The sequence below is a fragment of the Glaciecola sp. HA4-3 genome (genome assembly GCF_055693685.1).
In genome coordinates this window covers 479372-493675 of the sequence record NZ_CM146340.1, presented here as the reverse complement: position 1 = coordinate 493675, position 14304 = coordinate 479372, and the positions used below count along the sequence as shown (strand labels likewise).

General features: G+C 39.8%; 8 protein-coding genes. 4 read left to right on the top strand and 4 right to left on the bottom strand.

The genetic code is table 11. From position 1 onward, the window contains the following. Positions 1-36 precede the first annotated feature (36 nt). The 4 genes from ACZ1G6_RS02325 to ACZ1G6_RS02310 all read left to right on the top strand — a co-directional run bounded on the left by ACZ1G6_RS02325 (position 37) and on the right by ACZ1G6_RS02310 (position 7230). Positions 37-3363 (top strand): amidohydrolase family protein, encoded by a 3327-nt coding sequence (locus ACZ1G6_RS02325; RefSeq protein WP_472617887.1) that lies wholly within the window; start codon positions 37-39, stop codon positions 3361-3363. Positions 3364-3557: 194 nt separating this feature from the next. Then, positions 3558-4826, top strand: coding sequence for an HlyD family secretion protein (locus tag ACZ1G6_RS02320; RefSeq protein ID WP_472617886.1), 1269 nt, complete (start codon positions 3558-3560; stop codon positions 4824-4826). A 2-nt stretch (positions 4827-4828) separates the two neighbouring features. After that, positions 4829-6967, top strand: coding sequence for a peptidase domain-containing ABC transporter (locus ACZ1G6_RS02315; protein ID WP_472617885.1), 2139 nt, complete (start codon positions 4829-4831; stop codon positions 6965-6967). A 47-nt stretch (positions 6968-7014) separates the two neighbouring features. Further along, a complete protein-coding gene (locus ACZ1G6_RS02310; RefSeq protein ID WP_472617884.1) occupies positions 7015-7230 on the top strand; it encodes a response regulator transcription factor in 216 nt (71 codons plus the stop codon). A 126-nt stretch (positions 7231-7356) separates the two neighbouring features. On the opposite strand, the gene ACZ1G6_RS02305 is transcribed toward ACZ1G6_RS02310, so the two are convergent. The 4 genes from ACZ1G6_RS02305 to ACZ1G6_RS02290 all read right to left on the bottom strand — a co-directional run bounded on the left by ACZ1G6_RS02305 (position 7357) and on the right by ACZ1G6_RS02290 (position 14250). After that, the gene (locus tag ACZ1G6_RS02305; protein WP_472617883.1) at positions 7357-7812 is read right to left on the bottom strand and encodes a hypothetical protein; all 456 of its coding nucleotides are present in this window, start codon (positions 7810-7812) and stop codon (positions 7357-7359) included. 93 nt (positions 7813-7905) lie between these two features. Then, positions 7906-8364, bottom strand: a complete 459-nt coding sequence (locus tag ACZ1G6_RS02300) for a YciI family protein (RefSeq protein WP_472617882.1) — start codon at positions 8362-8364, stop codon at positions 7906-7908. Positions 8365-8389: 25 nt separating this feature from the next. Continuing rightward, positions 8390-12496 (bottom strand): translocation/assembly module TamB domain-containing protein, encoded by a 4107-nt coding sequence (locus ACZ1G6_RS02295; protein ID WP_472617881.1) that lies wholly within the window; start codon positions 12494-12496, stop codon positions 8390-8392. Beyond that, the gene (locus ACZ1G6_RS02290; RefSeq protein WP_472617880.1) at positions 12460-14250 is read right to left on the bottom strand and encodes an autotransporter assembly complex protein TamA; all 1791 of its coding nucleotides are present in this window, start codon (positions 14248-14250) and stop codon (positions 12460-12462) included. The genes ACZ1G6_RS02295 and ACZ1G6_RS02290 overlap by 37 nt, the downstream gene beginning before the upstream one ends. Positions 14251-14304: the final 54 nt, after the last annotated feature.

Genomic DNA, 14304 nt, shown 5'->3' with positions numbered 1-14304 from the left:
TATTGTTATGTTTCTATAACAATAAAAGACGACAACATGAAAACACACCACATCATAAGCGCACTCATTGCGACGATTGGCATTAGCTTATTTTCTTTAAGCAATATCGCCGTTGCCAATAGTGAAGATAGTGCGCCAAGCGACCCATTACAAGATTGGAATGTATTAGAACCGCCAATGGAATTGAATTCCATTACGATTAAAACGAATGAAACAACATGGTCTAGTTTAGATATCTCGCCCGATGGCAATCAAATGGTATTTGATATGCTAGGGGATATATTTATTGTTGACGCTAAGGGCGGAGACGCAAAAGCCTTAACCCAAGATTTTGCGTGGAATATACACCCCTCAATTAGCCCAGATGGTAGCAAAATTGCCTTTATTTCAGACCGTGATGGTTTGTCTAACGTATGGGTCATGGATATTGATGGTACTAACCTTAAGCAAGTTACAACAGAGTCAAAGTATCTTATTCACGCTCCTAAGTGGAGTCCAGACTCTCAGTATATTGTGGTAACCAAAGGGATTATGTCATCTCGTTCAATCCCTGCTGGTGAAATTTGGCTTTACCACCATACCGGTGGTTCAGGTGTGGCGATAAAAGAGCGCGAAAACGGTAAAGTGGAACAACAAAATATAGCTGATCCTGCTTTTTCACCCGATGGTCGCTATATTTACTACACACAAGATATATCTCCAGGTTCACGCTTTGATTATAATCGCGACCCTTTAAAATCTATCTTTGCAATCACCCGCTATGATCGCCAAACTGGCGAAGAAGAACGCTTTGTTTCTGGCACCGGTGGCGCGGTTGTGCCAACACCTTCGCCTGATGGTAAACATCTTGCCTTTGTGAAACGTGTCAAAAATAAAACCGTGCTATTTGCCAAGGATCTTGAGACTGGTCTAGAAGAGCCTTTGTTTTTTGAATTAGAACGCGACATGCAAGAAGGCTTTGGCACAGAGGGTTATTTCGCTTATTTTGATTGGACACCTGATTCTAAAAATATCGTTTTTTGGACAGGCGGTAAGTTTCATAGACTAAATGTTGCTTCAAAAGAGCTAAGCACGTTAGAGGTAAATATTGAATCGACATTGCAATATGCTGATGCGCTGCGTTTTACCGTTGAAGTCGCACCAGATGAATTTGACGTAAAGGCTGTTCGCTGGGCACAAAAATCCCCAGATGGTAAATCAGTTTTATTTCAAGCATTAGGCAAATTATATGTGCATGACATTAAATCGGGTAAATCAAAACGCCTGACCAAGCAAAATGACCATGACGAGTACTATCCTCGTTATTCACCCAGTGGTAAATATATTGTGTATACCACATGGAATGACATGGACTTAGGTACAGTGAGAATGGCACGTGCAAATGGAAGTAGAAGTAAAGTCATCAGCACTGAACCCGGTCACTACATTGAGCCTAGTGTTTCAAACGACGCCAAAATGGTAACTTACCGTAAGATAACTGGCGGTTTCTTATTAAATCCGAAGTATTCTAACGAGCCTGGCATCTACGTACTAGATCTAGAAAAAGAAGAAACAAGACGTGTTGCAAATAGTGGCTTTGAACCACATTTTGGTGGTGATAATTCACGAATCTACTTTACCGAAAATGCGTTTAATTCATATCGCGAAACTCGTTTTTCAAGTGTTGATATTAATGGTATGGACAAACGTGTACATTTAAATGGTGGCGATAAAGTCAGCGAATATCGCCTATCACCAAGTGGCGAATGGCTTGCATTTGTTCACCAATTCAAAACGTATGTTACGCCCTTTGAGACAAATGGTAAGACCTTTAACATCAGTCCAAATATGACTAGTTTGCCGGTACAACAATTATCTGCTCGCGCTGGTAGCTATATGACTTGGCGTGACGAAAGTAATACAGTTGGTTGGTCTAATGCTTCGGTATTTTATGAACGTGGTTTAGGCGACGCATTTGAGTTTGTTGCAGGTGTCAGCGACCTACCAGACCCGGTAAAAGATGGTATTGATGTAACGTTTAAAACCAAAACCGACAAGCCTGACCGCATGACTGCAATTGTTGGGGGCAAGCTCATTACAATGCGTGATGCAAATAATCAACAAGAGGTGATTGAAGATTCGGTAGTCTTAATTGACGGCAATCGTATTAGTGCTGTAGGCACAAAAGCCGATGTCACTATTCCTGATGACGCCTTAATCATTGATGCAAGTGGCAAAAGTATCATTACAGGCTTAGTTGATGCCCATGACCATGGTTCTCAAGGGACCGCTGAGATCATTCCACAACAAAACTGGGGCCAATACTCCAAAGTGTCATTTGGTGTGACTGCCTTTCATGACCCGTCTAATGATACAAGTGAAATAATGGCTGCCGCTGAGTTACAACGCGCAGGTAAAATAATTGCGCCACGCATGTATTCTACCGGCACGATTTTATATGGTGCTGAAGCGCTTGGTTTTAAAGCTATCATTAATGATTATGACGATGCTTATTTTCACGTTGAACGGTTAAAAGAGATGGGGGCGGTTTCTGTCAAAAGTTATAACCAACCTCGTCGAGATCAACGCCAGCAAGTCATTGTTGCAGCCCAAAAACAACAGATGATGGTTGTGCCTGAAGGCGGCGGTAAATTCCAACAAAACATCAGCTTTTTGGTTGATGGACATACTGGGCTTGAACATAATATTCCGATTGCCCGTGGTTACAGCGATTTAACTCAACTGTGGAAAGCCACAGACTTTGGCTATACACCAACATTTGTTGTAGCGTATGGCGGCATGATGGGTGAGGAATATTTTTATGATAAATACGAGGTTTGGAAAAACGAACGCTTGATGCGCTATACCCCGTCTTTTTTAGTAGAGAGACGCGCTATACGCCGCCCAACAGCACCTGAGAACTTTTATAATCACATACAAGTATCACAATACGCTAAAGAATTACGCGACGAAGGCGTGCGCGTAATGATAGGCGCCCACGGCCAACGTGAAGGCTTAGCTGCGCACTGGGAGATGTGGATAATGGAGCAAGGTGGTTTTACGCCATTTGAAGCCATTAGAGGCGCTACCATTGATGGCGCTGAGCATTTAGGGATGGATGCTGATATAGGCTCTATTGAAGTAGGTAAATTGGCTGATATGGCCATTATTGATGGCGATGTTATCAATGATTTAAGCCGTAGCGAATATGTGACTTACACAGTATTAAATGGCCGCGTATATGAAAGTGCAACCATGAATGAAGTGGGCAGCGATAAAAAACGTAATCCATTCTTCTTTGAAAACAACAACAAGTTGTTCATGCCAGAGCACACTCATAAAATGATGCATGAAAAAGCGCATCGTTTCCATTGGGTGCACTAAGCATTTGGTGAGCTTTACCTTACCAAGCCCAGCTTATGCTGGGCTTTTTTATTTACTTTACTGAATAAAAGTCTAGGCAATCACAGGACATCTTTTGCCCTTGTCTCGAATCAACATTCTTTTGTCTTAGTTTTGTGTGCATATATTACCCAGCGTTTTTAAGCTAGCGCCATACTTATTTACGCACTGACATTATGCAAGCCAAACAATCACTTTATAGAAAACACGCGCTTGCAGCTATTAGCGAGCACAAGATGGGTAGTGTGCTTACTTTACCTCAATCAAGCTATGTTACCTCAAGTCTTATTATTCTACTTTTATTGTTAATCGCCCTATTTATATTTAGCTTTTACCAATACACGCATACCTATTTGGTAAGTGGGTGGATAAGCAGTAGTGTGCCAAGTGCCCATGTATTAAATATTGAAAATGGCAGTGTAGTGGACTCCATTTTAGTCAGGAACAAAGAGTTTGTTGAAGAAGGACAAATACTCGTAAAACTAAAACGCCCTCAAGCGCTTTTACATGGCGATTCTTATATACAACAGCAAAGCGAGGCATTATTACGAAATATCAACAATGCATCTGACAAATACAAGCAAAGTCATCGAGGTTTGCAACTGGACATCGACACCCTTAACGAACACATTCGCCATAATCAAAACCAAAAAAACAACCTCGAGCAACAACTAGCTAATGCACAACACAGTATTGCCATCCTTCAGCAAAATGTAGATGCAGGCTTATCACTTAAGGCCCAAAAATTACTTTCTCAACAAAGTTTAGCAAATATGCGATTGAGCTTATTGGGCAAGCAAAATGAGAAGCAGCAACTTCAACATTCACTCAATGAAACCACTTTTTTGGTCACCAAAGCCCAAAAAGACAAAGCTAAATTACACACGCAAATAAAACGTTTACGTGAACAGTTTGATAGTGAAAAAGCTTTACTAAGTGCGCAATTAAGCCAGCATGCAAGCTCGGACTACCATTATATTCGTGCTCCTATCGCCGGTATGATTGACAATTTATCAGTTGATATTGGTCGTAGCCTTAATGCGCAACAACATATATTGCATATTTTACCCAAGACAAAAACATTCTATGTCAAAGCCTATGTACCAGCATCTAAAGCAGGGTTTATTGAGCTTGGACAAGATGTCGAAGTCAAACTTGATGGGTTTTCTTATCGACAATATGGTGGCATAGATGGTGCGATTAGCCTAATAAGTGAGCAAAGTGTGAATACGTTGAATGACATCAATTATCAAGCAACACGCACCCAAGCAAGCTATATGATACATATCAAACTAGATGATCAGTATATGCACGCAAAAAGCCGCCAGTGGCCGCTGCGAGCCGGCATGACAGTTAATGCTGATATTGTACTTGAGACTCAGTCTATTATGGCATGGTTGTTTGATAGCGTATTTAATCTTAAACAATCTAAAAAAGCAGATTGACCATGTTTGAGCCTTTGAACTTTACATGGCGTAAAAAGCTGCCATTGATAATGCAAAATGAAGCCAGTGAATGCGCTTTAGCATGTCTTGCCATGATTAGTCAGTATTATGGGAATCAGGTCTCGTTAAGAGAGTTAAGGCTAGCGCATCCAGAATATGCACAAGGTGTAAATTTGCATCAAGTCAGTCAGACTGCTTGCATCCTGGGTTTTTCATCAAGAGCCATTCAAGCGTCACTTGACCAATGTCAAAACCTTAAAGTGCCGATCATTTTGCATTGGGACTTTACTCATTTTGTCGTCCTTGAAAAAATCAACTCAAAATATGCATACATTTGTGATCCAGCAAAAGGGAAATACAGACTTTCAATAAGTGAAATGAGTAAACACTTTACTGGTATTGCGCTAGAGCTAACACCTAGCGCTTCATTTGTTAAAGCAAAAGGCCAGCTGCATTTGAGCTTACGAGACTTTGTTCAAGCGTCTAGTCAATATAAAACGCAGTTTAGTATATTGCTAATGCTGTCATCAGTATTGTTAGCCTTATCAATTGCGACACCTTTTTATATGCAAACTGTGGTAGATAAAGTACTCATCGCATCACAACATAGTCTGCTAATGGCCTTAGCACTGGGCTTTGCGATACTAAGTTTAATCGAAACCAGTGTTTACATGCTGCGCCAAACCGTCATATTGCGCTTCTCGCATCAATTTGATGCAAATATCAAGCATATGTTTTTTCGTCATTTATTAAACCTGCCTATTCAATTTTTTGAACGACGACACATGGGCGATATTGTCAGCAAATTTGATTCCTTGAACCATATAAAAGAGCTAATTACACAAGGTTTAGTTAGCACTTTAGTGGATGGTGTTTTAGCAATATTTACGCTTTTTGTTCTATTTATCTATAGTCCAATACTGGCTTTGATTGTGCTACTAGCATTTATATTTTATTCAATCTGCCGCCTTGTTTTATTCTTCCCGATGCGGCGTGCCAATCAAGCGTATATCGAACAAAACGCCAAACAGCACTCATACTTTATGCAGTCCATTCGAGCAATGCGCTCAATAAAAATTGCTAATACTATCGCTTTAACTCATGAAAGCTGGCACAACAAATACATACAAGCACTTAACCAAAGCATACGATTGGGGCAATGGAATATTGGCTTTGGCGGTATAAATAAAGTAATTTTTGGCCTAGAGAATATTATTGTTGTCTTTATTGCTGCGACAATGGTAGTGCAAAACCACATGACCATCGGCATGCTATTCGCTTTTATGAGTTTTAAAAATAGATTCTCAAGTGCATCTTCTTCACTAATTGATATGTTCATCGAATACAAACTCTTAAATGTACATTTAGAAAGGGTTTCAGACGTATTTTTCACTCCAAATGAAAATCAGCTGAGCATCGAAAACACGCTCAAATATCATCAACAGCAACAACTACATGCTAGCTTAGAACATAAGGAAAATTTACCTAAAAACCTTGATGTTCAAACGCTAAGCCTCAGTTATGCAAAAGTTCCTATATTTACATCCTTGTCTATGTCAGCAGCGCAAGGTGAAATAGTCGCCATTGTTGGTCCAAGTGGATGTGGCAAAAGCTCGTTTCTTGATTGCTTATTGGGCTTAGCAACGCCACTTAGTGGCAAGATTTCATTTAATGGAATCGCCATCAATCCGCAAAATCGGCACTATCATAAAATAAGTGCCGTCATGCAAAATGACCAACTACTTAGGGGATCAGTTTTAGACAATATTTGTCAATTTGCGCCTTATCCGAATGTCGAATTGGCGACAAAATCTGCTCAGCTTGCTTGTATACATGACGACATCATGCAAATGACAATGCAATATCAAAGCTTATTGAGTGATATGGGTGATAGCTTAAGTGGTGGCCAAAAACAAAGACTAATGTTGGCACGCGCCCTATATCAACAACCCGATTTACTCATTCTTGATGAAGCAACTAGCCATTTAGATTTAAGTACCGAATTAAAAGTGTGCAACCGGCTTAAATCGCTATCTTGCACAATAATTATGGTCGCGCATCGCCCGCAGAGTATTGCTATAGCAAACAGAGTGCTTGATTTATCAAAAGATTTAGCGCCTATCGGCCAATCAGAACACTAAAGAATACACAACAACACACCACACTCACACATAACAAGGAAAACATGATGTTAAATCAACTCGAAATTCTCTCAAAAAGAGAAAAACAAATTGCGTTAAAAATAATGGACGGCTTACCCAACAAAATCATTGCTTGTGATCTATTTATCAGTGAACGAACTGTAAAATTTCATTGTGCAAATATTTACCGAAAACTGAACATTCATTCACGTCATGCTCTGATTGCCCAATACTACCGTGAAATAGCAGGTTTAGTCTCGTAGCCAAGTGTCATTTTCTATATCACCACTGAATTGTGCGATATAGGCACTGTCCACCTCGAAACCCTATCACAGCTTGAGACCAGAACTATGTTCACTACTCAAAGTAAAAACTTATATTGGCTTGCTTCAGTGTTTTTTGTAATCATTGTTAAGTTTTATTTCGAGATGTTCTATTTTTTCGTCGCTTTTATAAGTCAAATAATACCGAGAAGAAAATAGCTTAAAACGATTAGCTTTATATTTTATTTTGTACAAATACTTCTTCTTTTCTTCTTCCTCTTGAACGGGGTAAAGGTATAAAAACTTCAACTCATCAAATGTGAGTCTTTTCTTACCCAACATCATCACTTTTTCGTCAAGAAAAATTTCGATACTTTTTGGTTGAACGACTACAAATAAAAGTATGTAGGCAAAAAATCCCCAGATGACAGGACTAAACAACAACATCAACTTTAGATTAGTTTGTTCACCAATTGCTAACCAATTAGTAAAGCCCTCGGAAACAAAATAGAGAAACAGAAAAAAGCTTAAAGACAAAGAGAAAAAGATGTAAACAGGTAAATCGTATCGCTTTAAAGACATAAAAACTCCTACACGGGTGAAACTAAATGCATGCTAACTACAAGATAAATTGCCTTCATAACAAAACTCATGACAATATAGAAACAATCAATATTACATCTGTACTTTTTGAAGTTTCTTGTGATGTTCATTAATCAACATAAGTGCGGCACTACTGTATATTTTTGATAGTTGGTAATCAAAAATACCTAACTGTACGGCTGGGTCGGTTTTTACCAATGCTTCGGCTTCTTCTAAGCTTTCAACATTAAAAATAAATAAGCCTCTTTTGGGTCTAGCGTCGACAAAAGGGCCAGCCATTACCAATTTTTCTTCTTCGGCCAATTTACTCATATTTGCAAAATGTCCTGCAAAGGCTTTATCTAAAGTTGCTTTGTCATCGATTGTTGCAGGGCCAGTTACCAGCACTACCATCACATAGCTTTTCATTCCATAATCATCTGCCCCTAAACGCTCGGCTAGTTCACGATCATAATTTGGATCATCCTGCGCCATCAGCGCACAGTTTATTAAACTAAGTAAAACAAAAGTACTAAGATTGAGGATTCTCATTGTAAAATTCCTTGTGTGTAAATGTTTAATCTACTGCCGTTGTTGTTTGAGTGCTAGATGTCTGAGTATTTGATGATTGTTGAGCCTTTACTTGCGTGCGCCCAACTACCTCATAAATTAAGTCTAAGGTGTTACTGGCACCTGAAACTGCCTCGATATATAACTTAGGCATTAATTGGTATTTTAAAATCACCTCAGTGGCTGAATCATAGAGGTTAACGCCATAAGTGATTTGTATATCATCAGCAATTCTTCCGGTAACTTGAAAGCGGGTATCATTACCTTGCCCGGCCGTTTTAAAGCGTAATTGCTCAATCCCAACGTTTTGTCCCAACTTGCTCACTCGGTTTTCGCTATTACTGATACCAAAGCCCAGTAAGAAATTGGCTAATTGCACATCCATTGCGGTGCCATCACCTTGAGCATCTAAATCAGTGCCTTGTAGCAAATACGACAGTTGTCGAGCCTGGGTCATGCCTGGCTCTGAAAATATATCGACCTTAGGTAAAACAGGATTACCCGACACAGCAAGGCCAACAGTAACATTGTCGGCTGTATTTTCAGGGTTTCTAATCGCTTCAATATCAAAACGTGGTAATGACGGCGAGCCGTTAAAAACGATATTCCCTTTGCGCAAAATTAAGTTTTGACCATATGCTTGATAATCGCCTTTTAAGGTGCTTACACGCCCATATAACAGCGTCTCCATTGGGGTAAACTGACCGCTAGTTTTACTTTTGGCTTGTGTAACTTTAAGTTCCAGCTCACCGTTTAATGCAGCTTCTAAATCTAAAGCATCAATAGTGTAGGTTTCGTTTTTGTCAGGATCAATCAATAGATTAATATCAATATCAAGACCAATAGGCACTGTTGGCGGTTTAGCGGGAGCCCCAACAATCACTACATCATCTGAGGGCGTTTTTATGCTTTGTGGCAAAGTATTTATCTTAATGTTTGCACTTGGCAACACAACATCTCCTGATAAGACAAACATATTTGGGCTAATATCAAACAATAAATCGGGCGACGCCACTATCGTATTGTTATCGTAGCCAAGCTTTAAAGATTCTCCTTTTAAACTCCCCACTAGTTGCAAATTTTCATCAAAGTCAACTGTCGCTTGGAAGCTAGCTGGCCCTTCTCCTAGCTCAAAACTACCTTCGATTGTCGCTTTATTATCGCTAATTTGAATATTCTGATTAAAATTAGACAAAGGATAGGGATAATCTTGCATTACTAACAGGCCATTTTGCGTATCTAGACGTCCATTCACGCGTGGTGTATTTAAATCACCCGAGACGCTTATTACACCATCTATTAACCCTTGTATTTTTTGGACTTCTGGCAAAAAACGACGCAATGTTGATAATTGAATTTGTTTTATTTGTAGCAGCCCATCTATATTTTGATCATCACTTGCAATATCAACTGACGCGCTAGCACCTACAGAGCCTGTCGTTGCAGTACCTGCAAATAGGTTTGCGCTAAGGATGTTTTTTTCTAGTTGAAGATTAGTGACCAAAGCAACTAAATCAATGCTGTGTCTTGGCGTGACCAGCCTAGATTCAGGGATTAAATTATAAGCAAATGCAGACAAGCCATCTTGCGGATTCATCATTACAGCAAAGGTAGATGAAAGAGGTAAATGTGTCTGTTGCGCAATAATATCGCCAATGTAAAAATCAATTGGTCTTACCAAGTCATAAGATAGTTCACCCGCTATCGCTAATGACTGGCCTTGCGCCGTAATATCGTCAAAACATAGTGATTGCTCACTTGTTTCGATATTACCAATACTCACTACACCACTGTCATTGGGCTTGGCATACCAGCAGTGCTTATCTATTTTAATGTCATCTGATTGCATACTTATGTGAACAGGGTCGTTAATACCCAGTTCATCAAACGGTAATTTGATGCGTGCGTCATTGAGTAAACCCGTCCAAGTAGACTGACTATACTTTCCAGCGACGCTGGCATTAAACGAATACTCTGGGTGCTGCAGAATAAATGTTAATTCATGAGATTGTCGATTTCCTGCACCCGTCATATTTATCTGATCTATCAATAAGCGCACTTGAGCTTGCCCATCAACCACCGAAACTTGGCTAAGGCCTTGTCCATTTAAATTTAACGCTGATTGCCAATCATCTGCAAAATCACTATTAATGCTTAAATTAGCATTCTCTAGGCGCACATCATTGCTTTGAAACCCTTCAAGCTTAAGTGTTGCATCAATAAGAGGTTTGCTAACCGAGCCTCTTATAATTGCTTCACCTTTGACTTTACCCTTAATTGTAGGGCTTATTGATGCTAAATTTGGCGCATTTATCAGCAACATAAAATCACTTTGGGCTTTATCATTATTTAGTAAATCCAGTTGGCTTAGCTGCCCACCAAGCTTGTCGATACTCAAGTCCTGCGGCAGTAATAATGTGCCTTGAGCATTAAGTTTGTTTTCACCTTGAGACAACTTAAACCGCTCAACCTCAAGCTTGCCCGATTTATCAATATTAAGATCACACATTGCAGATAACGCGTACTGGTTAACACTTCCCGTTATTTGTTTACATAAAAGCGCACCAGAGACTTTCTGGTCAAAATATTCAAGGCTAATCATACCTTTTCCAGATAAGTCACTGACATTAACATTAGGTGTATCGATAGAAAATGCGCTCATCTGTAAGTTACTGTTTATGTTCAACCGCGGTAATGAGTCTTGCAGTTTTATGGTCGCGTAAGCATCGGCATTGGTGCTGCCAAGCGGACCACTAATAATGAGATCTGAAATACGAATATTGCTTTCAAGCAAAGAGACCTCAGCCAATAGTTGTGCATCAGTAAGCTTACTTTCATCAAATTTTGCCTTAGCGTTAATCACGTACTGATCCCATTGCCCCTCAATGTTTAAGTTCCATTGAGCGACGGGAAGACTTAAACCTTTGAACCAATCGGTAAACGTTTTGCCGCCATCAGAGCTGTTTATTGTTAAGCTTACAGGCAAAGTCTTGTCCCTTAAGCTGGTGTTAAGCGATGCTGTTAATACAGATTGCGGCGCACTTTCAACATTATTTAGCACCGCGATAGTATGACTATCTATGTTTCCCCGCGACGAAAAGGCAATCGATTGTGCTCGTTCACTTGTTTTGGTGATATTTGGCAATAATCTGGCATCTATTTCATATTCAAAATCGCGGTTTAAGTCTATCGCCGCGAGTACACTGAATTGTGATAAAACTTGGTCTTGCGGACTTGTGACAAGCGATGCGGTGACTACTTGTTGCTTAATACTTGCCTCGATTGCAGAATTATTTGTACATGCATATGGATTCGAATCAATATTATGACTGATACACATTTTCTTGATCATACTAGGCGTAATATCCGCATTTACTGGTATGAACATACTCGGCAAAACTAAGCCGGGATATTCCATTTCATGTAAGCTTAATAGCAAAGCATCAATATCAAGTGACGGGCTTTGTTTGTCAGTCGATACGCCATCAACTTGTAAGTCTTTATTGTCAAATAAGCTTACTTGTTCAACATTAAGCTTATCAATGACAATATTTTGGTAGGCATATACGTCGGTTTGTAGGTTTTCAATTAGTAGTAAGGCTTTGTTCGTTGAACCTTGGTAATTGAGCGCATTTGGTGACGTCTGTTGCGTGATCAAAAGCCTTTTAACATCGATATCACTAAGCAAGATTTCAAAGCCAAGCGCGATGTATTCATTAGTAGCACTTTGGCTCACTTGTGCAGACTCAGACTTGCGCAACGTAACATCAATTGAATGTGCGTGGAGCTTTTCAACACAAACTTGAGCATTCATCAAGCATGATAAAGACACATCGATATCCAGCTTGTTTATATTGACTAAAGCTTGTGGTGTATCCACCCTAAGGTTGCCAAACTGTAGCTGGCTAAAAATACTGCCATGTGCTTCCTGAATGTTTATGTTTTCTTGTTCATTAGCAAAATGAACCAAAATACCAAGCCCAACAGGCGATAAGGCCAATATTATAACTAATGTGACTAGGGCGAGCGCACCTAAAAAGGCGTAGCTGAGGATTTTGCTCATTTTACTCAACATGCTTAAATGCCCGCCCCAATTACTAAGTGGAAATCCCATTTACGCTCATAGACAGACTCACCTCTTGCTAGGTAAAACCTTACATTACCAATGGGCGATAACCAATGCGCACCTATTCCGTAACCAATGGCGGTATCTTCAAAAGGCTCCCGGCTTGCATTCCCTGCATCAAAAAACATGGCTGCACGCCATTTGTCTGCAAACTGATAAGCATATTCGACACTCGCCACACTTAGGTAGCGGCCACCTAAGGGAATAATCTTATTACCGTCTTGTGACACTTCAATAATTGAATCACTGATATTGTCCTGACCAAAGCCCCTAATACTATTGTCACCACCGGCAAAAAAGCGCAACGAGGAGGGCAGCTCTTCAAAATTATCGGTATACAACGCACCAACATCGGCTCTGGCAATCAAGCGGTGTAATCCGTATTCTCGTATCCATTTGGTGCGGGCAGTGACTTTAAATAAATCAATTTCTGATAATGCTGAGGTACTAGCTCCTTCAAATTTTAAAATTTGAGAATCGCCCCAATCAATAAATATATCGCCGCGCTTACGCGTTCGATTGATAGTAAAACTCGGTATCAATAGACGAGTTGTTTCTTCGGTTTGTAGGCCCTGAGTAAATGTTTCTTGTTCATATCGCAAACCGTAAATCTTGTTCCAAGCTTGATCATCTTTTGCCCCCCAATGATTCTGCACGGCTACTGTAACGTTATCACTAAGTGTTTCGTTTTGATCGACTCGCTTATAACCTAATTTGAAATCAATAAAATCCTTTAGGGGGTTAGCAACAGGGATTCGGTAGTCAAAAGTGAGGCTTTGTTCTGGACGAGATAAATACAAATCGGCGCCAACGGAATCTCCTCGTCTGTTCACATATGGGCGGTCCCATTCAACACTAAAGCGCGGTCCAGTATCGGTTGATACACCCACGCCATATTTCATGGTATAGCTTGGTTTAGGCCTTAATATCACTTCAATAGGCACTATCTTATTTTTTGCTGCGGCGGCATTCGCTCTTATAATAACGCTATCAAAATAGTCACTTTGGTAAATGTCTTGGGTATACTCCGCTATTTTTGCTTGGTCAAAGTACTCTCCTGTATTAAAGGGCACTAACTCCGCTACAATATCTTGTCCTCGGGTCTCGCGCAAAAACACCAAATCTCCAAATTTATAGCGTTCACCCATATTAAAAATCCAGTGAATTGTGACTGAACTTTGGCTTGAATTAACCGGCTCTATAATGAGCTTGTGTAAGATAAACTTAAAATCAAAATAACCATAAAGCTGTGCAAAGCTGCGAAGTTGTGCTTTTAACCTTTCATACTTATCGTGATCCAAAGATTGGCCTTGTTTGGCATTTAGCTCATCAATGACGGCTCTTACATCTTTAGGTAAGTCATCTAAGGTCAAATTAGGGCTAACTAGAATTACTTTATTGACCACAGCTTGCTTGTTTGGCTTTACTTGCAATGTAAAGCTAGTAACTAGCGAGCCTTCATTCACAAAATCGATGATGTCAATTTGAGCATTGTAAAAAGCAAAAGCTTGCAATGATGTATGGGCGTATTCGAGTAACTTTGCTTGATAACTTTCAATTTCGTAAATTGAGATGGGGGCTTTGACTTGGCGCAAGTGAGCTTTGATATTATCTGATATTTGATTATCATCGATGCCAACAATACTAATTTTGATGTTTTCATTAGCAGCAAGCGCATAGCATGGCAAAGCGCTGAACAGCAGAAAAATCGACAATACAGTAAGCAATAAAGCGCGAATCACACAATTCCTTAGTTTTAAAACATTTCCAACACGATGGTCAGTATTCTTTTGCCT